This is a genomic window from Methylobacterium sp. D48H, assembly GCF_053345715.1.
Genome location: NZ_JBKFAP010000001.1, coordinates 1,113,330 through 1,134,957, shown reverse-complemented (window position 1 = coordinate 1,134,957; position 21,628 = coordinate 1,113,330). Strand labels below are relative to the sequence as shown.

Annotated in this window: 25 protein-coding genes; 11 read left to right on the top strand and 14 right to left on the bottom strand. The window is 72.5% G+C overall.

All coding sequences use genetic code 11. The annotated features are described in order from the left end of the window. The first annotated feature begins 201 nt into the window (after positions 1-201). The 5 genes from ACLBX8_RS05510 to ACLBX8_RS05490 all read left to right on the top strand — a co-directional run bounded on the left by ACLBX8_RS05510 (position 202) and on the right by ACLBX8_RS05490 (position 4,017). Complete coding sequence (locus ACLBX8_RS05510; RefSeq protein ID WP_056531698.1) at positions 202-954, top strand: 16S rRNA (uracil(1498)-N(3))-methyltransferase; 753 nt, start codon at positions 202-204, stop codon at positions 952-954. Between the two features lie 293 nt (positions 955-1,247). Further along, entirely contained in the window at positions 1,248-2,615 is a 1,368-nt protein-coding gene (locus ACLBX8_RS05505; RefSeq protein ID WP_447698400.1) for a glutamate--cysteine ligase, read from the top strand. Between the two features lie 98 nt (positions 2,616-2,713). Next, complete coding sequence (locus ACLBX8_RS05500; RefSeq protein WP_447698401.1) at positions 2,714-3,055, top strand: hypothetical protein; 342 nt, start codon at positions 2,714-2,716, stop codon at positions 3,053-3,055. Between the two features lie 79 nt (positions 3,056-3,134). Then, complete coding sequence (locus ACLBX8_RS05495; protein ID WP_020090664.1) at positions 3,135-3,404, top strand: sulfurtransferase TusA family protein; 270 nt, start codon at positions 3,135-3,137, stop codon at positions 3,402-3,404. Positions 3,405-3,441: 37 nt separating this feature from the next. Further along, entirely contained in the window at positions 3,442-4,017 is a 576-nt protein-coding gene (locus ACLBX8_RS05490; RefSeq protein ID WP_026604542.1) for an NUDIX domain-containing protein, read from the top strand. A 2-nt stretch (positions 4,018-4,019) separates the two neighbouring features. Here the strand turns inward: ACLBX8_RS05490 and ACLBX8_RS05485 are convergent, their stop codons facing one another. The 6 genes from ACLBX8_RS05485 to ACLBX8_RS05460 all read right to left on the bottom strand — a co-directional run bounded on the left by ACLBX8_RS05485 (position 4,020) and on the right by ACLBX8_RS05460 (position 11,671). Further along, positions 4,020-4,883, bottom strand: a complete 864-nt coding sequence (locus ACLBX8_RS05485; RefSeq protein ID WP_447698402.1) for a WecB/TagA/CpsF family glycosyltransferase — start codon at positions 4,881-4,883, stop codon at positions 4,020-4,022. Continuing rightward, positions 4,876-6,351, bottom strand: coding sequence for a GumC family protein (locus ACLBX8_RS05480; protein ID WP_020090661.1), 1,476 nt, complete (start codon positions 6,349-6,351; stop codon positions 4,876-4,878). The genes ACLBX8_RS05485 and ACLBX8_RS05480 overlap by 8 nt, the downstream gene beginning before the upstream one ends. Before the next feature lie 280 nt (positions 6,352-6,631). Then, positions 6,632-7,783, bottom strand: a complete 1,152-nt coding sequence (locus ACLBX8_RS05475; RefSeq protein WP_447698403.1) for a glycosyltransferase — start codon at positions 7,781-7,783, stop codon at positions 6,632-6,634. Then, the gene (locus tag ACLBX8_RS05470) at positions 7,780-9,756 is read right to left on the bottom strand and encodes a glycosyltransferase (RefSeq protein ID WP_447714706.1); all 1,977 of its coding nucleotides are present in this window, start codon (positions 9,754-9,756) and stop codon (positions 7,780-7,782) included. The genes ACLBX8_RS05475 and ACLBX8_RS05470 overlap by 4 nt, the downstream gene beginning before the upstream one ends. A gap of 86 nt (positions 9,757-9,842) precedes the next feature. Then, positions 9,843-10,889, bottom strand: coding sequence for a selenide, water dikinase SelD (gene selD, locus ACLBX8_RS05465; RefSeq protein ID WP_447714705.1), 1,047 nt, complete (start codon positions 10,887-10,889; stop codon positions 9,843-9,845). A gap of 62 nt (positions 10,890-10,951) precedes the next feature. Then, positions 10,952-11,671: a cytochrome c biogenesis CcdA family protein gene (locus ACLBX8_RS05460; RefSeq protein ID WP_447714704.1), complete on the bottom strand. Its 720-nt coding sequence runs from the start codon at positions 11,669-11,671 to the stop codon at positions 10,952-10,954. 196 nt (positions 11,672-11,867) lie between these two features. On the opposite strand from ACLBX8_RS05460, the gene ACLBX8_RS05455 reads away from it, so the two are divergent. The 3 genes from ACLBX8_RS05455 to ACLBX8_RS05445 all read left to right on the top strand — a co-directional run bounded on the left by ACLBX8_RS05455 (position 11,868) and on the right by ACLBX8_RS05445 (position 13,056). Then, positions 11,868-12,377 (top strand): hypothetical protein, encoded by a 510-nt coding sequence (locus ACLBX8_RS05455; protein WP_056531711.1) that lies wholly within the window; start codon positions 11,868-11,870, stop codon positions 12,375-12,377. 129 nt (positions 12,378-12,506) lie between these two features. After that, positions 12,507-12,830, top strand: a complete 324-nt coding sequence (locus ACLBX8_RS05450) for a hypothetical protein (RefSeq protein ID WP_012322287.1) — start codon at positions 12,507-12,509, stop codon at positions 12,828-12,830. A gap of 88 nt (positions 12,831-12,918) precedes the next feature. Next, positions 12,919-13,056 (top strand): hypothetical protein, encoded by a 138-nt coding sequence (locus tag ACLBX8_RS05445; RefSeq protein WP_020090654.1) that lies wholly within the window; start codon positions 12,919-12,921, stop codon positions 13,054-13,056. On the opposite strand, the gene ACLBX8_RS05440 is transcribed toward ACLBX8_RS05445, so the two are convergent. Beyond that, on the bottom strand, positions 13,057-13,299 hold the full coding sequence (locus ACLBX8_RS05440) for a hypothetical protein (RefSeq protein WP_056531713.1): 243 nt from the start codon (positions 13,297-13,299) through the stop codon (positions 13,057-13,059). A 168-nt stretch (positions 13,300-13,467) separates the two neighbouring features. Here ACLBX8_RS05440 and flaF point away from each other — a divergent pair, with 168 nt between their 5' ends. Then, positions 13,468-13,839, top strand: coding sequence for a flagellar biosynthesis regulator FlaF (gene flaF, locus ACLBX8_RS05435; protein ID WP_020090652.1), 372 nt, complete (start codon positions 13,468-13,470; stop codon positions 13,837-13,839). Positions 13,840-13,852: 13 nt separating this feature from the next. Here the strand turns inward: flaF and ACLBX8_RS05430 are convergent, their stop codons facing one another. After that, positions 13,853-14,266 carry a flagellar biosynthesis repressor FlbT gene (locus ACLBX8_RS05430; RefSeq protein ID WP_056531717.1) on the bottom strand — a complete coding sequence of 138 codons (414 nt, stop codon included), beginning with the start codon at positions 14,264-14,266 and terminating at the stop codon, positions 13,853-13,855. A gap of 150 nt (positions 14,267-14,416) precedes the next feature. On the opposite strand from ACLBX8_RS05430, the gene ACLBX8_RS05425 reads away from it, so the two are divergent. Next, positions 14,417-15,193 (top strand): SDR family NAD(P)-dependent oxidoreductase, encoded by a 777-nt coding sequence (locus ACLBX8_RS05425; protein WP_447714703.1) that lies wholly within the window; start codon positions 14,417-14,419, stop codon positions 15,191-15,193. Positions 15,194-15,278: 85 nt separating this feature from the next. Here the strand turns inward: ACLBX8_RS05425 and ACLBX8_RS05420 are convergent, their stop codons facing one another. The 5 genes from ACLBX8_RS05420 to ACLBX8_RS05400 all read right to left on the bottom strand — a co-directional run bounded on the left by ACLBX8_RS05420 (position 15,279) and on the right by ACLBX8_RS05400 (position 19,562). After that, positions 15,279-15,509, bottom strand: coding sequence for a hypothetical protein (locus ACLBX8_RS05420; protein WP_020090649.1), 231 nt, complete (start codon positions 15,507-15,509; stop codon positions 15,279-15,281). A gap of 216 nt (positions 15,510-15,725) precedes the next feature. Then, positions 15,726-15,977 (bottom strand): molybdopterin converting factor subunit 1, encoded by a 252-nt coding sequence (gene moaD / locus ACLBX8_RS05415; RefSeq protein WP_020090648.1) that lies wholly within the window; start codon positions 15,975-15,977, stop codon positions 15,726-15,728. A 54-nt stretch (positions 15,978-16,031) separates the two neighbouring features. After that, positions 16,032-16,631 (bottom strand): CDP-diacylglycerol--glycerol-3-phosphate 3-phosphatidyltransferase, encoded by a 600-nt coding sequence (gene pgsA / locus ACLBX8_RS05410; protein WP_020090647.1) that lies wholly within the window; start codon positions 16,629-16,631, stop codon positions 16,032-16,034. Positions 16,632-16,704: 73 nt separating this feature from the next. Beyond that, positions 16,705-18,771, bottom strand: a complete 2,067-nt coding sequence (gene uvrC / locus ACLBX8_RS05405) for an excinuclease ABC subunit UvrC (RefSeq protein WP_100250674.1) — start codon at positions 18,769-18,771, stop codon at positions 16,705-16,707. Positions 18,772-18,845: 74 nt separating this feature from the next. Beyond that, positions 18,846-19,562 carry a protein phosphatase CheZ gene (locus ACLBX8_RS05400; RefSeq protein ID WP_020090645.1) on the bottom strand — a complete coding sequence of 239 codons (717 nt, stop codon included), beginning with the start codon at positions 19,560-19,562 and terminating at the stop codon, positions 18,846-18,848. 272 nt (positions 19,563-19,834) lie between these two features. On the opposite strand from ACLBX8_RS05400, the gene ACLBX8_RS05395 reads away from it, so the two are divergent. Beyond that, on the top strand, positions 19,835-20,635 hold the full coding sequence (locus tag ACLBX8_RS05395) for a L,D-transpeptidase (protein WP_447698407.1): 801 nt from the start codon (positions 19,835-19,837) through the stop codon (positions 20,633-20,635). Positions 20,636-20,734: 99 nt separating this feature from the next. On the opposite strand, the gene ACLBX8_RS05390 is transcribed toward ACLBX8_RS05395, so the two are convergent. Further along, complete coding sequence (locus ACLBX8_RS05390) at positions 20,735-21,493, bottom strand: DUF2076 domain-containing protein (protein WP_091977749.1); 759 nt, start codon at positions 21,491-21,493, stop codon at positions 20,735-20,737. Between the last annotated feature and the right edge of the window lie 135 nt (positions 21,494-21,628).

The window sequence follows — 21,628 nt, the reverse complement described above, 5'->3', positions numbered from 1 at the left end:
CCCTGCCGAATCCGCGAGCGGCCGGCTCTCTTCCGTTCCGTTGGGTTCGCCATAGGATTGTGGCGTCATTCGAGCGGCAAACCGGCTGCGCCATGCACCGGTGGACTGGCTGCCGAAAACCGGGGCTCGTAACCATTCGGCAACACTTTCGGTCGCGGTCCCCGCGTTGACAGGCCCGCCGGCCCGCGCGACCACGCCGCCATGCCGGCCTATGACTTCACCGCTCCGCGCCTCCACGTCGCGGCCGATCTCGCGGCGGGGGTGATTCTGCCCCTCGACCGGGCTCAGGCGAACTACCTGCTCAACGTGCTGCGCCGGGGGCCGGACGATCCGGTCCTGGTCTTCAACGGCCGCCACGGCGAGTGGCGCGCCCATCTGGTTCAGACCGGGCGCAAGGGCGCCGACCTGCACGTCGCCGCGCAGACGCGTCCGCAGCCCGCGGGCGCCGACCTTCACTACCTGTTCGCCCCGCTGAAGAGCGCGCGCCTCGACTATCTCGCGCAGAAGGCGGTGGAGATGGGGGCCGGGACGATCCGACCGGTCATCACCCGGTTCACGCAGGGCGATCGCGTGAACATGGACCGACTGCGGGCCAACGCGGTCGAGGCCGCCGAGCAGTGCGGGATCCTGGCGATTCCCGATTGTCCGGAGCCCGAGCGCCTGCCGGCCGCACTCGCGGGCCTCGCGCCCGGGCGGCTCCTCGTGTTCTGCGACGAGGACGCGCCCGTGCGCGACCCGGTGGCGGCCCTGCGGGCGGCCGGCGACCCGCTGGCGCCCCCTCCGCTCGCCGTGCTGGTCGGTCCCGAAGGCGGCTTCTCCGAGGAGGAGCGGGCGCTGATCCGGGCGCGGCCGAACACCGTGGCGCTCTCCCTGGGGCCGCGCATCCTGCGGGCCGACACCGCCGCCGTCGCCGTGTTGACGCTGGTGCAGGCGGTGCTCGGCGACGCGCGCTGACGCGCGCTGCCCCGATCCATGTGTGCCCGCGCACATGGAAGGACCGCGCCGGTCGATTGTTTCCCCGGATCAGACGTGAAGCGGCGCGCCGGTCGAGACCGCCGCGTTGTGGGTTCACGGCGGCTCGATTATGTCCCGGATCGGACGCCGCCTGCGCCGCGTGCTCATCGGGGTCGGGGGCGGGTGTCCGCCCGGATCCCGCTCGCGAGAGCGGGTTTGTACCGGGTGGATCCGCCGGAGCAGTCCGGCGCGCCCGTTCCCAGGCACAAGTCAGACGCACGGGCAGGCAGCGCATGGCGCGCGACAGCAACGACACCACGCCGCTCACCACGCGCGCCGAACTGATCGAATGGTTCGCGGCGGGCGAGAAGCCGCGCGCGCGCTTCGCGATCGGCACCGAGCACGAGAAGATCCCGTTCTATCGGGAGAACCGGGCGCCGGTCCCCTACGAGGGGGACCGCGGCATCCGGGCGCTCCTGGAGGGGCTCGCCCGCGAGACCGGCTGGGAGCCGATCCTCGATCTCGGCAACATCATCGGCCTGTCGGCGGAGGCGGGCGGCGCGATCTCGATCGAGCCCGGCGGCCAGTTCGAGCTGTCGGGCGCGGCGCTCCCCGACGTGCACGCCACGGCGGCGGAACTCGCCACGCACCTCGCCGCGGCGAAGCGGGTGGCCGATCCCCTGGGAATCGGCTTCCTGACGCTGGGCATGAGCCCGAAATGGCGCCGGGACGAGACCCCGGTCATGCCCAAGAGCCGCTACCGGATCATGGCTGGCTACATGCCGAAGGTCGGGTCCCTCGGTCTCGACATGATGCTGCGCACCGCCACCGTGCAGGTGAACCTCGACTTCGCCTCCGAGGCCGACATGGTGCGCAAGATGCGCGCGTCCCTGGCGCTGCAGCCGGTCGCGACCGCGCTCTTCGCCAACTCGCCCTTCACCGACGGCCGGCCGAACGGCTTCCTGTCGCGCCGGTCCGAGATCTGGCGCGACACGGATGCCCACCGGACCGGGATGCTGCCCTTCGCCTTCGACGCGGGGTTTGGCTACGAGGCCTACGTCGACTGGCTGCTCGACATGCCGATGTACTTCGTCAAGCGGGGCGACACCTACCACGACGTGTCGGGCGCCTCGTTCCGCGACCTGATGGCCGGCAAGCTCCCCCAGCTGCCGGGCGAGTTCGCCACGGTCTCGGACTGGGCCAACCACGCTTCCACGGCCTTCCCCGAGGTGCGGCTCAAGCGCTTCCTGGAGATGCGCGGCGCCGATGTCGGCGGCCCCGGCATGATCGCCGCCCAGGCCGCCTTCTGGACCGGTCTCCTCTACGACGACTCGGCCCTCGACGCGGCCATCGACCTCGTGAAGGGGTGGAGCCTCGCCAACCGCGAGGCCGCGCGCGCCACGGCGCCGCGCCTGGGGCTCGCGACGCCGGTGGCCAATACCACGCTCGGGGCCGTCGCCGCCGAGGCCCTGGCGATCGCCCGCGCGGGCCTCCGGGCGCGGGGCCGCCGCGACGCCGAGGGCCGGGACGAGGTGATCTACCTGCAGCCGCTCGAGGCCGTTGTCGCGGCCGGGCGGACGCGAGCCGAGGATCTCCTCGCCGACTACGAGGGGCGCTGGGGCGCCTGCGTGCGTCCGGCCTTCACGGAATGCGTCTTCTAGCACCCGGCTGAGCGGCTCACGCCGCCCGCGCGAATCGCCGTTGGAACCTGCTAATAGAACGTTCTGACAAGGCGCGACGCCCGGGGAGAGGCCGCATCATGATCCGCATCATCGCCGTCATCCTCGCCGGTATGGCTTCCGTTCCGGTGGCCTCGAGCACGGCGCGAGCGGCGGACCTGGCGCGGTTGGAGGGCGCTGGGCCGGCCCCGGGGCGCTGGCATCACGGGGCCGGCGGCCGGATCGCCGGCACCGTGGCCGCGCGGGGGCGGCCGCAATACAGCTACTACGGCGAGTACGGCTATCCCGCGCCGTTCGGCTACGGTTACGCCTACACGCCGGTCCCGAGCCGCGGCTTCGAGTACGGCTACAACGGTCCCCGCTATGTCTGGACGGCGCCGGACAGCTATGCCGGACCCGCCTTCGGCTATCACGTGTGGTGAGGACGCCGCTGGCGCCGGAGCGCGGCGATGCCTATGACGCGCCGGGGCCGGCATCCGCGCCGGTTCGGGAGCTTCCGGCGTGCGGGACGAGGATCCGGACTGCGTCGACCTCGACCTGAGCGGCCTGAAATGCCCGCTCCCGGTCCTGCGCACCCGGAAGGCGCTGCGCGGCCTCGCCGCCGGCCGGACGCTGGTGGTGACCTGCACCGACCCACTGGCCGCCCTCGACATCCCGAACCTCGTGCGCGAGGAGGGCGCCCGCCTCGACGCCGCCGAGCGCCTCGAGGGGCCGCCCGCGGGGCGCCTGCGCTTCCGCATCACCGTGTCCGCAAGGCCGCCGCATTCCTGAACGATCCGTCGGGCTCCAGGAGCGAGGCGAGATCGGAATGGCACCACGGATCGGGGGCGTGCGCCTCGTACATGACGGCTGGGCGCGCTACCTCGTCGCCGAGGTGATGCAGGAGGACGGGAGCCGCATCACGCGGGAGATGGAGGATCACGGCCGGGCGGTCGCGGTGCTCCCCTACGATCCGGAGCGGCGGGTCGCCACGCTCGTCTCGCAGTTCCGGGCGCCGGTCCTCTACTCGGGCGGGCCGCCGAGCCACATCGAGGTGCCGGCCGGGCTCCTCGACGAAGGCGCCTCCGAGGACGAGGCGCGGCGCGAGGCGATGGAGGAGACGGGCCTGCGCCTCAGCGCCCTCGACTTCGTCGCCAGCGCCTGGTCGATGCCGGGGATCTCCACGGAACGGATGGACCTGTTCCTCGCCGCCTACGGCGAGGCCGACCGGACCGGCACCGGCGGCGGTCTCGCCGCCGAGGGCGAGGCCGTGGCGGTCCACGAGATCCCGCTGCCGGAACTGGCCGCCATGGGCCGCCGCGGCGCGATCACCGACATGAAGTCGCTGACGCTGCTCTTCGCGCTCCAATTGCGACGGCCGGACCTGTTCGCGGAGCGGCGCTGAGGTCAGCCGGCGCGCCGCCGGAACTGGTCGCGCGCGGCGAGGCCGATGAAGCGCCACGACTTGATGAAGTAGCGCCGGAACAGCCGGCGCGGCGCCTGCAGGAACCGGTAGATCCACTCGAGCCCGAGGCGCTGCATCAGCCGCGGGGCGCGCGGCAGGAACCCGGCGGCGACGTTGAGGGCGTCGCCGACGCAGAAGACCACCGGCTCGCCGAGCGTCTGCCCGTGGCGATCCACCCAGATCTCGGATTTGGGCGCGCCGACGCCCATCACCAGCAGCGTCGTCCCGTGGGCGCGGATCCGCTCCGCCAGGGCGCGGCTGTAGGCCGCGTCGTGCTCGAAGCCGAAGGGCGGCACGGCGCTCGCCACGGCGCCGGGCGGAAGGCCCGCCGCCTGCAGCCGGGTCGCCAGCGCGTCCGCCGCGTCCTGTCGGGCGGAGACGAAGAAGACCCGCCGCGCGAAGGCCGGCGGGTCGGCCAGGACGCAGCCCAGGAGATCGTGGCCGGTTATCCGGTGAACGGGCTGGGCGCACGCCTTCCGGGCCAGCCAGACCAGCGGCATCCCGTCGAGGGTCCGGGCCGCGGCGCGCGCGTAGGCCTCGCGGAACGGCGCGTTCTCGCTGAGCTGGACGATGTGATCGACGTTCGCCGTCACGATCATGCGCGGGCGACCATCACGCCGGGCCGCGACGTCGGCCACGAGGGTCGCGGCGGGACCGGTGTGAAACCGGTAGCCGAAGAGTTCGACGGTCGCGCCCGTCTGCGGCGATTCGGACGCCGCGGGGGCCGGGGCGCTCACCGTGTGTGCCTCCCCGAGGACCGGATCCATAGCGCCCAGGTAGAGGCTGATCTCGCCGATGTCACGCATCGGCGGCCCGGAAGCTCGCGGCCGGCCGGGTGGCGGCGCGCAGGCTGCGGCGACGGTCGCTGTCGGCGCCGAGCAGCAGGGCGATGCCGCCGCCGAGCAGCAGGCCGAGGACGAGCGCCACCGGCAGGACGATCTTGGGGGAGGGCGGGAAGGTCCGCTGGCGCGCCGGGACCGCGGCCGAGATGATCCGGACGTTGGTGGTGTTGAGCCGCTCCTGCTCGCTCGCCTCGCGGGCGCGCTTCAGATAGGCCTCGTAGATGCCGCGGCGGGCGTCGAGGGTCCGCTCCAGCTCGCGCAGGCCGACATAGGCCCGGTCGCTGGACGCGGTCTCGTTCTTCACCCGGTCGAGATTGGCCCGGATCGCGGCCTCGCTCGCGGCGGCGCGGTCGTAATCCTTCTGGGTCGTCTCGATGATCCGCTCCTTCTCGCGCTGGATCAGGCGCTGCAGGTCGCGCTGCTGGGCGTACTGCTCGGCCATGGCCGGGTGGCGCTCGCCGAGGCGGGTGGCGAGCTCCGCGGTGTTGCGGGACAGCGTGGCGTATTGCTGCCGCAGGGCCTGCATCTCCAGGCTCTGCAGCATTTCGGGAAGGGCGGTGCTGGGATCCGACGAGCGCATCCGGCGCGCCTGATCGAGGCGCGACTTGGCCTCCGCGGTCTTGATGGAGGCGGTGACGAGCTGCTGGTTCAGGTCGCCGAGCTGCTGGTCGGTGAGCAGGCGGCCGCTGGCGGCCACGAGCTTGTGATCCTCGCGGTAGCGCACCACGGCGCTCTCGGCCTGCTCGACGTCGCGCTTGAGGCTGTTGAGCCGCCCCGCCAGGGCGTCGGAGGCGCGCCGCGCGGTCTCGGTCCGGGCCGCGGCCTCCTCGGCGAAGTAGGCGTCGCCGACGGCGTTGGCGATGCGGGCGGCCTTCTCGGGATCGCGCGACTGAACGGAGACGTCGATCACGAAGGTCCGCTCGGCCCGCCGGACAGTGAGCCGGTTCTGCAGCGTGTCGAGGGCCGTGAAGACCGGGTCGCGGCTCGCCGGCGGGGGCAGCATGCCCAGCGCGCCCTTGATCCAGGTGAGGGTCGGGTTGTTGCCGTCCGGCAGCACGAACTCGTCGTCCTGGTCGAGGTGGAGCTTGGCGATCACCCGGCGCAGGACGCTGTCGGACTGGATCACCCGCACCTGGCTCTCGGCGATCGACACGCCGCTGTCGGCCTGGGGCTGGCGCGCGTTCACGTCGTTCTCGACGACGCGCAGGTCGCTCGGATCCACCAGGATCTGGATGCTCGACGTGTAGCGGGGCGGGATCAGGCCGAGGAGCGCCACCGCGACGGCGACCATGAACAGGCCGCCCAGCACGATGAAGCCGCTGCCGCGCCACAGCCGCCGCAGGATCACGCGGCCGTCCGTCGGCGGCGCGACCTGCGGCAGCACCATCCGCACGGGCCGTTCGCCGCTCATCCGCGTCGAGAAGTCGAACATACGCCTCGCTCCCTGACCTGCCTCGGCGGAGACCGCCGCCCGTCACCCGCCCCGTCGCCCGTTCCCTTTCTGACCAGCTCCGTGCCGATCTGGAACAGGTGCCCGCCCGAGGCGCTGCCTTCTTCGGGAGCCCAGCAATCAACATACCGGACCAGTAGTGTCGCCCCGATGCGGCACTTGCTTCAGGAAGCTGGCAGATATCGCTTACAGATGCAGTCCTGACTGTCACGACAATCGGGCGTGAAAAGTTCCCGATTTGTTGGGGACTACGCAGGTCGCCTCAGGCGGTGCCCGCGTGTGCGACAATTGACTCCAGCGCATCGTAAGCCGCGGGATCGCCGGCCAGGAAGCGCAGGAAGCGCGCGCCGTCCTCGGCCGCGATCGCGTTCCAGCGCGCCACGTTGGCCCGACTCATTCCGGCGGCGCGGGCCAGGGCGCCGTCGCGGATCAAGCCGGCGAGGGCGCCCGCGGCCGCGTCGGGCTCCTCCGGCCGGATCAGCAGGGCCGACGCCCCCAGGACCTCCCGGAACACCGGGTCGTCCGGCGCCACCACCGGAAGGCCGCCGTGCTGGACCTCCAGCAGCGGCAGGCCGAGGCCCTCCGCCTTGGAGGTGGAGACCAGCAGGTGGCACGACCCCGCGAGGGCGCGCAGCTCGGCGTCGGCGAGGTACCCGTGGCGGTGCAGGAACGGCGGCGGTGCGTCCAGGAAGGCGTGCTGTCCCCAGCCGACCCGGCCGACGAGGTGGAGCTCCGCCGGGATACCGGCACGGATGAGCGCCGCCGTCAGCGCGAGGGTCGCCGGATAGTTCTTGCGCGGCTCGATGGTGCCGATGGCGAGGATGCGCAGCGGCCGGCCCGGCGCGTAGGCAGCCGGTCCCGGCAGGTGCGCGAGCCCGAAGGCGTCGCGGACGGGAGGGCGTAGCAGGGCGACGCGGGCGCGCTTGGCGCAGAGCGCGCGCACGTCCGCGCCGGTGGTCCGGCTGTTGACGAAAAGGTTCGGGCACCAGCGCAGGGCCAGGGCGAAGCTGGGGCTCATGTAGAGCCGGCTGCGAAGGCTCAGATCCTCCGTCCGCGTGAGCAGGAAGGTGTCGTGGACGTAGAGCAGGCAGCGCGACGCCGCGACGGCGCAGAGCGGCCCGGGCGGGAAGCCCGGGAACAGGAACAGGGCGTCCCGATCCATCAGCGCCCGCGCCGGCAGGCCGAGCTGCTGCGCGGCGACCATGCCGGGCAGGGAGCCCGCGGTCACCGGCCGCACCGCGTGCGGGGCGAGCCGGTCCGGGGCGAACAGGTCGAGGGTGACTCGCTCGATCCCCGTCACGTGGGCGCGCAGATGGGTCTGATCGAGGTAGATCCGTCGCCGAGTCGGCGCCGCCCGCGCGCTGTCCGCATTGTCGCCGGCGACGTGGCCGGCCCTGTCGCCGCGGGCCGTCACGTCTGGCTCCGGCGCAGCGCGCCGGCGAGGTAGAGGCACCGGCGCACGAGGAGCGGCATCCGACGCCCGAAGACCATCTGCTTGGCCCGCCGCAGTCGGCGCACGAGCGGGCGCGAGACCGCCGGGACGGTGCCGGCCGCGCCCGCCCGCAGGTCCGCAGCGAAGGGGAAGTGCCCGAGCATCTCGGGGGCGAAGCGCGGGCCCGTCGGCGCGCTCGGCAGACCGTGACGCCGGAAGACCGCGTCCAGCGACAGCGCGGAGGCGGCCGGGCTGTAGCGGCTCTCCAGGGCGATGCGCGCGAAGGCGCCGAGCCGCGCGCGCGCCTCACTGTCGCCGACCAACGCCGCCAGCGACTCGGCGAGGGCGCCCGGCCGCACCGGCACGAGGCGGCCCGACACGCCGTCGATCACGGCCGAGGTCAGGCCGGAGGTGCGGTAGGCGAGCGTCGGCACCCCGCACAGACCGGCCTCGATCGGTGTCTGCCCGAGGGTCTCGTGACGGCTGGCGGTGACGTGGAGGTCGCAGGCGCCGTACCACGCGGCCAGGAGCGCCTCGTCGGCGATGAGGCCGGGCGCGAACAAATTCGCGACGCCGAGCCGGGCCGGGTCGTCGAGCCGGCCGACCGCCACCACGCCGACGCCCGGGCCCGCCACGGCCTGAAGCGCGGCCCGGAGATCGGCGAAGCCCTTGTCGGGCCCGTCGACGATGACCGAGGAGACGAGGATCAGGACGTCGTCGGCCGGCAGGCCGAGCGTGCCGCGCAGCGCCGCGCGATCGCCGGGCCGGAACACGGCGGTCGGGAAGGCCAGCCGCACGGGCTCGATCACGCTGCCGGGTGGGGCGAGTTCGCGCGCCCGCGCCAGCGTCCAGTCGGAATTGGCCAGCAGCCAGGGCGCGGAGGGTCGGATCGGGGATCCGGGCGCGGCGCCGGCAAGCACCGCGCGCTTGCGCTCGTGCATCCCGGCGATCCGGCCGGGCGCCAGCTGCGGGTACTCGTCCGGGCCGGGGCAGGCGGCGTCGCAGCCGGACGCGGCGCGCCCGCAGTCGCGGGGGTGGGCGCACCGGCCCGTCAGGGGGAAGAGGTCGTGCAGCACGAGGCCGACCGGACCGCGCCGCGCCAGGCGGCCGACGACGTCGAGGCTGCGGGTGGCGCCGTGCAGGTTGCCGGCGAGGACGAGATCGGGGGCGGCCGCCGCGACCGCGGCCTCCGCCTGCGGGAAGTCGTCGCGCCACTCGGCGGCCTCCGGGCGTCCGCTCAGCGTCACCTCCGCGACCCGGTGGCCCGCGAGCGTCAGCGCCTCGGCGAGGCGGCGCTGGGCCACGCCCGCGCCCCCGCGGGTTCCGGTCCCGGTCAGCGACACGATCGACAGGCCGGCGGCGGGCGGGGGCGGCGGCGCGTCGAGCCTGTGGAGAAGGATCGGGCGGCCGATCAGGCTCCGCCGATCGGCGGGGATCGCCGACCAGGCGGAGGCGGCGTCGAGCGTCCCGTCGGCGTCGATGATCGCGTGTGCGAGGGCGTCCCGTCGCCAGAGGATCCCGCCGTCCGCGGCCCCGGGGCCGTCGAGGCCGCGGACGGCGTCGTCGAACAGGACGCGCAGCCCCGCCACCGCGTCGGCGCGGGTGAGCGCGGCCTCCAGAGCCAGGGCGGTCAGCGCGCCGGGCGCGAGCAGGTCGCCGGCGCGGAGCCAGAACAGGTGCTCCGGATCGGGAGTCGACAGGATGCGCGCCGCCGCGGCGCGGCCGGCCGCCGGGTCGAGCAGGTCGTGCCGCAGTTCCGGGTAGCCCTGGCGCAGGACCGACGCGACGGTCTCGGCGAGCGCGGCATCCGCGCCGGCCACCGTGACGACGCGGATCCGCGGCCACGGACGCCCGTCGGGGAGCGACGCGGGACGGGCCGGCGCGCCGGCGCTGCGCCCGAACGGCCAGCCGGCGACGCCGTGGGCGGGCGGTGACATGTCTGCGGCGTCGGTCACGGCGGCTCTGGCGGCGGCTCGGGTCTCGTGCGGGGCGGCAGAGTGGACGGGAAGGTTGAAGATTGCCTCTCGGGGCGGGCGGCCCGTCAGGCCGCCACGCGGATCCGCGCCGGGCCGGCCTCGATCCGGCCGATCCGGGCCGCCGCCGGGTAGCCGGCCGCCCGGATGCGCGCCAGGATCGCGTCGGCCCGGTCGGCCGAGCAGGTCACCAGCAGCCCGCCCGAGGTCTGCGGATCGGTCAGGAGATGGCGGCGCCACTCGGGGAAGTCGGCCGGCAGGTCCACGGCCTCGCCGAACGCCGCCCAGTTGCGGTGCGAGGCGCCGGTGACCGCGCCCGCGCGCGCCAGCGCCTCCGCCTGCGGCAGCAGGGGAAGGGCGTCGGCCTCGAGGGCGAGCGTGAGGCCGGCGCCGCGAGCGATCTCCAGGCCGTGCCCCAGGATGCCGAATCCGGTCACGTCGGTCAGGGCGTGCACGGCGGGCTCGGCGGCGAGATCGGTCCCGATCCGGTTGAGCAGCGTCGTGGTCGCGAGGAAGTCGCGGTAGCCGGCCTCGTCGAGGGTCGCCCGCTTGATCGCCGCCGAGTAGACCCCGACCCCGAGGGCCTTGGTGAGCAGGACGGCGTCCCCGGCCACCGCGTCGGCGTTGCGCCGCACCGCCTCGCGGCGGCAGGTCCCGATCACCGCCAGACCGTAGATCGGCTCCGGCGCGTCGATCGAGTGGCCGCCCGCCACCGGGATGCCGGCCGCAGCGCATTGCTCCGCGCCGCCGCGCAGGATCCGCGCGACCACCTCGGGGTCGATCTTGCCGAGCGGCATCCCGAGGATCGCCAGCGCGAAGAGCGGGCGGCCGCCCATGGCGTAGACGTCCGAGATGGCGTTCGTCGCGGCGATCCGGCCGAAATCGACGGGGTCGTCCACCATCGGGGTGAAGAAGTCCGTGGTGGCGATGAGGCAGGTGCCGTCCTCCAGCTCCCACACCGCCGCGTCGTCCGCGGTCTCGTTGCCGACGAGGAGCCGCTCGAACGGGCCCGCCGCCGGCTGCTGGGCGAGGAGCTGGCGCAGGGTGGCCGGGTCGAGCTTGCAGCCGCAGCCGCCGCCGTGGGCGAGACTGGTCAGGCGGGGGGCATCGCTCATGGCCGAACTCCGTTCCGGATAACCTGGGGTCTTCGCGGGGTCTTCGCCGGGTCTTCGCGGAGTCAGTAGCGCGTCGTCACCGCGTTGAGCCAGTCCGGCGAGGCCGCGACGGCCGCGGCCTCGACCCGCTTGTCGAGGCCCGTCAGCACCAGCAGGCCGAGCACGACCATCACGGCGCCGAGCGCGGCCTTCGCGGCCCGGCCGGCCGCGGCGAGGCCGCCGCGCCAGCGCAGCAGCGCCTCGCGGGAGACGAGGCCCAGGAGCATCAGCGGGGCCGCGGCGCCGATCCCGAAGGCCAGCATGGTCAGGGCGACGCCCCCGAGATGCTCGCCCCGCGCCGCCATGAGCGAGGCCGCCCCCAGGGTCGGTCCCACGCAGGGGCTCCAGGCCGCGCCGAGCAGCAGGCCCACGGCGAACTGGCCGGGCAATCCCCCGGAGCCGACGCCGCCGAAGCGATCCTCCACCCAGGCGCCGACCGGGCCGGCCGCCGTCGCGACCCGGGCCTGGAGCCGCGGCAGCATCAGCACGACGCCCAGGAGCACCAGGAGCACCGCACCGGCGCGCCGGAACACGTCGCCGTCGAGCCCGACGGTGAAGCCGATCGTCGCGACGAACAGCCCGATGGCCGTGAAGGCGATGGCGAGGCCGGCCGCCAGAGCCACCGGACCCAGGCGATGCTCGGCCGCCGCCGTGCCGAGCACGATGGGGATCAGCGGCAGCACGCAGGGCGAGAGCACCGAGAGCAGGCCGGCCAGGAACGCGAACCCCACCGTTCCCAGCATGCCCCGTGCCCTCCCGCTGGCGCCTCGCCCGACGAGGCTTCGACCCTGGCGCGCGGGCCGTCAACGCGCCAGGCGGACGCGGGCCGGCGGGAACAACGCGGCCGCGCGCCGCTTTCGGCGACAGTCCGGCGGCGTTGCCGGGCGAGGCGTCGAGGAAGGCGCCCAGGAAGGCGCCGAGGCGAGGCGGAGCGGACCGGTGACCATCTTCTTCACGGGCGACACGCATTTCGGCGATCCGCGGGCGCTGCGCTTCGACCACCGGCCCTACCCGGATCTCGAGGCCCACGATGCCGGCCTGATCGCGGCCTGGAACGCGACGGTCGCGCCCGGCGACACGGTCTGGCACCTCGGCGATTTCGCCCTCGGCCCGAGCGGTGACCGGATCCGCGCGATCCTCGCCGGACTGAACGGCGAGAAGCACCTGATCGCCGGCAACAACGACGGGCCGGACACGCTCACGGCTCCCGGCTGGGCGTCGGTCCGGCACTACGCGGAACTCGCTGTCGAGGGGCGGATGGTGGTACTCTGCCACTACGCGTTCCGTACTTGGAACGGCATGAGCCGGGGCGCGCTGAACCTCCACGGCCACAGCCACGGGAAGCTCAAGCCGATGCCGAAGCAGTACGATGTCGGCGTCGATCCGATGGGTGCGGCCCCCGTGCCACTCTCCGCAATCCTGACCTCCCGACTGCGCCGGAAGCGGTGATTCGGGGCGGAACTTTCACGTCAGCTTCACTGTTTCAGCGGACAGAGAAGGAGTGGACCTGAGCCGCTCCGAGAAGCCCGGCAGGACCGCCCGCGGATCTGCCATCACAAACCGTGTGTGAGTGTTCCCGTGAGTGCCAAGTCGGTCACTCTGACCCGCTGCCTCGCCAGCCTCCTGGCAGGCCTCGCCCTGACTTCCGCCGCGTCGGCCCTGCCGTCCTGCATCGAAGCCCAGCGCAAGGTCGACGAGGCGAACGCCCTGCGCTTCCAGGCGCGTCAGGAAGCCCGCCTGGGCAACCATGACCGCGTCTGCGACACGCTCGACGAGGTGGGCGACCGCTACGACGATGCCCGCGACGCGTTCGAGCGATGCGGAGAGGGCGTCGTGGCCATCGATCTCCGCAGCGAGCTGCGGGGTCTGCGGATCGCCAAGAAAATCAACCGCTGCGACTGACCGGGTGCGCGATCGCACCTCGGCCGTCCCGTTCCTGAAGCATCACCCCGATACGCGCGACGCTGGTCGCCGAGAAGGTTCTGCGCCGATGACCCCCGCCACGCTCTCGAACGACATCGAGCCCACCGTCACCCGCACCGGTCCGTCCTTCGCGGCCGCCCTGTGCGGTTTCGTCAGCACCACCGTCGCCACGACGATGCTGCTCATGCTGATCGGCACGTTCTGATTAGGGTGCGACCGACCAGAATCTCTGGCGGTTGAACAGCATCTCCTGGGAGCCGATCTTCGGGGTCGGCTCCGTCCTCCGGCCGCAATCGGGTTCGGCCGGTTTCGTGACCGCCGCCAGGGTCGCCGGCGCCGCCGGCACGAGGCCCAGTCGGGACTGCACTTCGGGTTGCCGTGCTGCCGCGATGGTCAGCACGCAGGCGATCAGGCCGCCGGCAACAGTTCCGAGAACGAAATTCAACATCGGGGTTGGGGTCCGGGGGCCGGTTCCTTTCGGCCGCACAGCGTCGTCGATAACCAACCCGGCGGCATCATGGCGGATGCGGCGCTCACGCGCTTTTAACTCCTGATCTGCGACAGCTACGCGCTAGCTTGCCTCAGTGGCAGGCCCGACGACGGGGCTGGACCGCCGATGAACTACGCCGCCAACGCCTACGCCAAGACCTCCCACAGCGCGCTGTCGCCCCGCGAAGCCGAATCCGCCGTGCTGCTCAAGGCGGCGCAGAAGCTGATCGGCGCCAGCCAGGGGCTCGCCAGCGGCGACGCCGGGCGCATCAACGAGGCCCTGTCGTTCAACCAGCGGGTCTGGACGCTGCTGACCTCCGAGGCGACGTCCGCGGAGAACCCGCTCCCCGCCGACGTGAAGCAGGGCGTCGGACGCCTGGGCGTGTTCGTGCTCCAGAGCTGCATCGACACGATGATCGCTCCCACGCCGGAGAAGATCGCCACGCTGGTGTCGATCAACAATCACATCGCCGCCGGCCTGCAGGGCAATCCCGGCTGAGGCCGCGTACCGGTCAGCGAGCTGCCGCGGCGTCCGGCACCTCGGCCGGCGATTCGGCGCCGGCCGCCTCCCACTCGACGAGCTTGCGGCTCAGCTTGAGCGACCGGTAATACTCGCCGGCCTCCACCGCCTGGGCGATCGCGGCGATCTGCCCGGCGGCGGCCGGCGCGAGTCCCAGCAAGTCCGTGGCCTGCCGGAAGAACAGGTCGATGCCCTGCGTCGGGTCGTCGGCGAGGTAGATGACCGTCAGGGTCAGGTGGAGACGCTTGCAGGCCGTGTCGGCCTCGCTCTCCGTGATGATCTCGCTCTCGCGCAGGAACTTGCACTGCGTCTCGATCAGGAAGGTCGAGCGACGGTCGCCGTTGCGGAGCAGCGCGCCATTGATGATCAGCCGCTCGAACGGCTTGAGTTCCAGGCGCAGGGGCATCGGGTGTTCCTTTCTAGAAGACCCGGCGATCTCATTCGCGAACCGTTAACGTTTCGCGAATGGGGGACGGGCGCGTTGCCGTTGCCGCGGGTGGCCACCGTGATAAACTCGGACAAATTCCGGCCGGGCGAGCCACGTCCAGGAGGGTCGATGACGGCGACGGGCGATCAGCGCGCGCGGTATTCCAGCCTCGCCGGCAAGCGCGTCCTCGTGACCGGCGGTGCCTCGGGCATCGGCGAGGGGCTGGTCGAGGCCTTCGTCGGGCAGGGCGCCCGCGTCCTGTTCTGCGATATCGCGGACGATGCGGCCCGCGCCGTGGTGGCGCGCCTCGCGCCCGGCGCCGCGCACGCCCCGCTCTACCGGCGCTGCGACCTGACCGATATCGAGGCGGTCCGCGCGCTGGTGGCCGAGGCCGACACGGCCCTCGGCGGGCTCGACGTCCTGATCAACAATGCCGGCAACGACGACCGCCACGCTCTCGCGGACGTGACGCCCGCCTACTGGGACGACCGGATGGCGGTGAACCTGCGCCACCTGTTCTTCGCGGCCCAGGCGGCAGTTCCACCCATGCGCCGCGCCGGCGGTGGCGTGATCCTCAATTTCGGATCGATCAGCTGGCATCTCGGGCTAACGGAGATGCCGCTCTACCAGACCGCCAAGGCGGCGATCGAGGGCATGACCCGGGCGCTCGCCCGCGACCTCGGCCGCGACAACATCCGGGTGGCGGCGATCGTGCCGGGCAACGTTCAGACGCCCCGCCAGGAGCGATGGTACTCGCCGGAGGGCGAGGCGGAGATCGTCGCCGCGCAGTGCCTGGACGGCCGGATCCAGCCGGCGGATGTCGCCGCGCTGGTCCTGTTCCTGGCCTCGGACGACGCCCGGATGTGTACGGCCCACGCGTACTTCATCGACGGGGGCTGGCGCTAGGACCGGCGCCGGGCAACCAAGCGGCCGGGCGAAGGATCGGCCGGGCGGAGGCGTCGACGGCTTCGGCCCGGCCCGCTTCCCTGCCTCAGTCGCAGGTCTCCTTCTTGACGGTCTTCGAGTCGCCCATGTCGTTCTCCTTGCGCACCGTCTTGGTGACGCAGCCGTCGCCGTGGTCGTGGACGGTCACGGACTTCGACTCGGAGGCCGGGCGGTCGACGACGACGGCCGGGCGGTCGCGCTCGATCACCGTGGTCTGGGCCTGCGCGGCGGCGCCGAGGCTCAACAGGGCGGCGGTCGCGAGCAAGGTCATGCGCATGCTGAAACTCCAATACCGATTTCGGTAGCGGATAACGGCAATGCCAGCTTGGGCGTTCCGCGGCGTGTCGCGTCCTGAGGCGGGCCGAACCCGTAGAGAACTTGGCTCGGCCCGCGCGCCGTTCGGCATGAGGTGCAGCCGGAGCGACGGCGCCAATGACCGCGGAAGCCGACCCGAAGCAACCCCGGCGAACTACGTGCGCGGCGCGGCCGGGTCTCAGCCGCCGGTCATCGGCGGGAAGAAGGCAATCTCGCGGGCTCCCGCGATCGGCGCGTCCGGCTTGGCGTGGGCCCGGTCGATCGCGGCGCGGACGACGCCGGCATCCTCGAAGGCGTAGGCGTATTCCTCGCCCCGGCCCCGGAGCCAACCGACGAGATCGGCGACGGTGGCGACCTCCGGCGGCGGCGCCAGCTCCTCCTCGGAGCGGCCGATCCGCTCGCGGACCCAGGCGAAATAGACGAGCTTCATCGCATCACCGTACCGGAGACAGGGCAGGGACCGCGCGTCCCGGAGACGGATCCCTCAGCGCGGATCGTCGATGACGTGCTTGATCCCGGCCCGCATGTAGTCCCACCCGGTCCAGAGCGTGAGCGCGGCGGCGAGCCACAGGAGCGTCAGGCCGATCGGCTCGGTTCCCGGGAGCACCGTCTCGCCCGCCGGACCGGCCACCAGGAAGCCGAGGGCCAGGAGCTGCACGGTGGTCTTCCACTTCGCGATCCGGCTGACCGGCACGCCGACCTTCAGCTCCGCCAGATACTCGCGCAGGCCGGAGACCAGCACCTCGCGGCACAGGATCACGATGGCCGCCCAGATATTCGAGCCGACGATGGTGTGGTCCGCCGCCAGCATCAGCAGGCACGCCGAGACCAGGAGCTTGTCGGCGATCGGATCGAGCATCCGGCCGAGCGCCGAGCTCTGGTGGTAGGTGCGGGCGACGTACCCGTCGAGGTAGTCGGTGATCGCGGCCGCGACGAACACTCCCAGCGCCGTCCACCGCGCCGTGTGGGATTCGGGCCAGAACAGCAGCGCGACCATCACCGGCACGGCAACGAGGCGCCCGTAGGTCAGGCAATTCGCGAGCGTCCAGGCCGGCGACCGTCGTCGGGGAAGGACGGCGTTCATCGGAGGGGTGAAATCAGAGCGGGGCCCGGGCGTCAACGCCTCAGATTCCGCCGCGGCCATCGCGGCCGGGTTCTCAGGCGCCGGCATGAAAGAAGTCGTAGACCGCCCGCGCGGTGGCGGCGTTCACGCCCGGGGTCTTGGCCAGATCCTCGAAGGCGGCGCGCTCGATCGCCTTCACGGTCCCGAAGTGGTGCAGCAGCGCGCGCTTGCGGCTCGGACCGATCCCGGCGATCTCGTCCAACGGATTCTTCACCATCTCACGCTTCCGCTTGGCCCGATGGCTGCCGATGGCGAAGCGGTGCGCCTCGTCGCGGAGCCGCTGCACGAAGTAGAGCGTCGGGTCGCGCGGCGGAAGCTTGAAGGGTGGCCGGCCGGGCACGAAAAATGTCTCCCGGCCCGCATCCCGGTCGCGGCCCTTGGCGACGCCGACGAGCGGCACGCCCGCCACGCCGACCTCCTCCAGCGCCGCCCGCGCGGCGTCGAGCTGGCCCTTGCCGCCGTCGATCAGCACGAGGTCCGGCCAAGCCGGGAACGCCTCGCTCTCCTCCGCCGGGGCCGGCACCGGCTCCGGCACGCCGCCCTCGGCGGCGGCCACGGCCGCCTCGCGCTCCGTGCGCGGCGCCTCCTTCACGAGCCGCTTGAAGCGCCGCTGCAGCACCTCGCGCATCATGCCGTAATCGTCCCCGGGGGTCAGGTCCTCGGACTTGATGTTGAACGTGCGGTAATGCGCCTTCATGAAGCCCGTCGGGCCGGCGACGATCATGCCGCCGACCGCGTTCGTGCCCATGATGTGCGAGTTGTCGTAGACCTCGATCCGGCGGGGCGCGCCGTCGAGCCCGAAGGCCTGGCCGAGGGCGGCGAGGAGCTTGCCCTGCGAGGCCGTGTCGGCGAGGCGCCGCGCCAGCGCCTCCTTGGCGTTGCGCTGGGCGTAGTCGACGAGGTTCTTCCGCTCGCCCCGGCTCGGCCGGTGGATCTCGACGCGGTACTCCACCCGGCTCGACAGGGCCGCCGCGACCAGCTCCGCGTCCTCGATCGCGTGGCTCGTCAGCACGGTCCGGGGGGCGGGCTTGTCGTCGTAGAACTGGCCGATGAACGAGCCCAGCACCTCGTCGGGCGTCATCGTCCGGTCGGCCTTCGGGAAATAGGCGCGGTTGCCCCAGTTCTGGAAGTTCCGGAAGAAGAACACCTCGATGCAGAACTGGCCGGCCTGCTCGTCCAGCGCGAACACGTCCGCCTCCTCGACGCCCTGGGTGTTGACCCCCTGCACGCCCTGGATCGCCGACAGGGCGGCGATGCGGTCGCGGAACCGGGCGGCGCGCTCGAACTCCATCGCCTCGGACGCCTCCTGCATCTCGGCGCGCATCCGGTCCTTCACGGCGTTCGACTTGCCGGCGAGGAACGCCCGGGCGGAATCCGCCATGGCCGCGTAGTCGTCCGCGGCGATCTCACCCGTGCAGGGGCCGGAGCAGCGCTTGATCTGGTAGAGCAGGCAGGGCCGGGTGCGGTTCTCGTAGTAGCTGTCGGTGCAGGTGCGCAGCAGGAAGGCGCGCTGCAGGGCGTTCACCGTCCGGTTCACCGCCCACACGCTGGCGAACGGGCCGTAATAATTGCCCTTCCGGCGCCGGGCGCCCCGGTGCTTGACGATCTGCGGGGCGGGGCCGTCGTCGGTGACCAGGATGTAGGGGAACGACTTGTCGTCCCGCATCAGCACGTTGAAGCGCGGCTTCAGCTGCTTGATCAGGTTGGCCTCGAGGAGGAGCGCCTCGGTCTCGGTCGCCGTGGTGACGAACTCCATCGCCGCCGTCTGCGAGATCATCCGGGCGATGCGGTTCGAGTGCGCCTGGCCCCGCGCGTAGGAGCCGACCCGCGCCTTCAGGTTCTTGGCCTTGCCGACGTAGAGGACGTCGCCGCGATGGTCGAACATCCGGTAGACGCCGGGCGAGGACGGCAGGGTCGACCAGAACCTGCGGATCACCTCGGTTCCGGCCTGGACGGCGCCCGGCTCGAAGTCGAAATCGATCTCCGGCGCCTCCGTGTCGGGGAGGCCGGCTTCCGGCTCGTCGGCGGCCTCGTCCCGCTCGGCGTCGCGGCCGTCGTCGAAGGTGTCGGGGGGCAGGTCTGAGAGGGCTCTGCGGCTCATACCGCAGATCTAAGCGTTCCGGACCGCCAGGGGGACCGGGGCGGCGACAAAAATCGCGCGCCCGGTCGGCTCGATCAGTCGAACAGCGAGTCGATGTCGCTCTGGTCGACGTGGCCGATGTCGTGGTCGAGCTTGGGCCCGTTGAGCAGCGAGCTCTCGTCGTCCAGGGAGGTCGGCACCGGCATGACGGTGATGAGCTCCTTGAAGCTGTCGAGTTCCGACCACGTGGCGATGAGCCGGTCGAGATGCTCCTCGATGAACTTCATCACGCTGACGATCTTGGTGATCCGCTGGCCGGTCAGGTCCTGGAAGTTGCAGGCCTCGTAGGCGGTGATCACGCGCTCGAGGATCACGTCGACGTGCTGCTTCGTGCCGGGCGGCAGCGTCGCGGCGTTGAGCATGCCGGCGTGGCTCTCGATCTCCTCGATCGCGCCGAGGAGCTGCGTGGTGGCGCGCTCCGTCGAGTCGACCACCGCGTCGAGCTCGTCGGCCGCCCGGCGCATGCCCTTGCCGGTGTTCTCGGTCCGGTGCAGCGTCGCCAGCTCCGACTTGGTGCGGGTGATCGCCTCCTTCATCACGTCGAGCTCGGTGCGCATCGCCAGCGCCTCGTGCAGCTCGCGGCGGCACGACTCGATGGTCTCGCTCGCGCTCATCTGCGTGACGCGGCGCAAGTCCTGGATGGCGTTGAAGATCTCCTCCAGGCGCTCGCTCGAGGCGGACGCCCCGGGTCCGGGAGGGGGAGCCGCGGGAAGCCCGAGACTGTCTTCGATGCGATAGCGCTTCTGGGTCATCGTCCGGGCGTGAGCGTTCGGGTTCCGTCGCCGCGACTGTCTACCATAACGGTTAGCGGACTGTGACTGCCGAGCTTCTTGCCGCCGGCCCCCTGCGCCTGTGGGCCCAGGGCCCCGGCGGGGCTTAACCGCCGATTCACGCTGGTCGCGACGGGCCGGGGACGGGCCGGGCCGCCCCGGTGATTCACCACGTTCGTTCACCGGATTCGGTAAAATTCGACGGGATCGTTCGCGGGCCGGGAGCACGGGCACCGGCTCGGGAGCATGCGACGATGCGGCGTTCAGTCCGTCTGGGAATGGGGGTGGCCGCGGCCGCGTTCGTGCTGTGCGGCCCCGCCCGGGCGCAGCAGGCGCGCTACGCCGAGGGCGGCTACGGCGGCGGCCTGATCGAGTATCTCGTCACCGGCAGCGCCGGCGGCGCGCCCGGGCGCGGCTGGCCGCAGCGCGCGGCGCCGCAGCAGCGCGTCGCGGCCTATTCCGGCGAGCTGGTGCCGGTCGAGCCGGAGCCGGCGCAAGGTTACGGGCAGGCGTACGGGCAGGCTTACGGCCAACCCTATGGCCAGGTTTCCGGCGCCCCTCAGCCCTACGGTGCGCCCCAGGGAGATCCGGGCCGGATCAGCCGCGCGGTCTCGCCGGAGTACCAGCGCCAGGAAGTGGCCTTCACGGGGCGGCAGAAGCCCGGAACGATCGTGATCGACACCGCCGGAAAGCATCTCTACCTGGTGCAGGCCGGGCAGCGCGCCCTGCGCTACGGGATCGGCGTCGGCCGCCCCGGTTTCGCCTGGAGCGGGCTGAAGACGGTCAGCCGCAAGGCGGAGTGGCCGGACTGGACGCCGCCGGCCGAGATGCTGGCCCGCCGTCCCGACCTGCCGCGCCACATGGCCGGCGGCCCGGAGAACCCGCTGGGCGCCCGCGCCCTCTACCTGGGTTCGTCGCTCTACCGGATCCACGGGACGAACGAGCCGAACACGATCGGGCAGTCGGTCTCGTCGGGGTGCATCCGCATGATGAACGACGACGTCATCGATCTCTACGAGCGCGTGCCGGTGGGGACGCGGGTCGAGGTCCTCTGAGCGGCCGACGCGGCCCGGTCGCGGATCGGACCTTCCGGATACGAGAAAGGCCCGGCCGCGCCTGACGCGACCGGGCCTTCCGCTGCGTCTCAGGGACGATCAGGTCCAGTCGCTGTCGTCGCCGCCGCCGAGGTCGCCGCCGAAATCGCCGCCCGGATCGCTGTAGCCGGCGTCCTGGAAGCTGCCCATGTCGCCGCCGCTGTTGTCGAGGGCCGAGCCGAGATCCTGGTTGCCGCCGTCGCCGTAGTAGTTGTTGACGACGGTCTCGCCCCCGCCGCCGAGACCGGCGGCCGCGGCGCTGCCGAGGCTCGAATGGCCGCCCGCGAAGGCGTTCGACAGGGCGCTGCCGAGGAGCATGCCGCCCGCCGCGCCGGCCGCCATCGGCAGGGCCGTCGCCATGAAGCCGCCGCCGCGCGCGGGCGCTTGGGGCTGGCCGCCCCACGGGCCGCCCTGCTGCTGCGGGTAGCCGCCCTGCTGCGGGTAGCCCTGCTGCGGGTAACCCTGCGGCGGGCCGCCCTGGTTGCCCCAGGGCTGGCCGCCCGGACGCGGCTGCCCGTAGCCGGGCTGGGGCTCCTGGCGCTGCTGGCTGCCGCCGCCGAAGATGCTCGACAGGAAGCCGCCGCCCCCGGAGGACTGGGCCGGCGCCGCCTGGCTGCGGGCCTGCTCCAGCTGCTGGTTGAGGCTCTTGATCGCCTCTTCCTGCACGTAGATCAGCTGCGCCATCGCGTAGGGCGCGTAGGGCTGCGCGCGGAGCTTGTCGGCGATGAACCGCTCCGCCTCAGCGTCGCGGGGCTGGGTCTGCGCCTGCTCCAGCCGCTGGAAGATTCCCGAAATGACGTCGCGTTCTTCGCTGTTCATGGAGTCGTCCTCCTCGAATCTCACCCGCGGGCCCGAACGCGCCGCATGGCAGCTAGGACATGGGTGCGCGGCGACGCTTTGTCAGGGGGATTGCGAAAACTTCATCCGCCTATCCGGAAACGCGAGAAGCCCGAC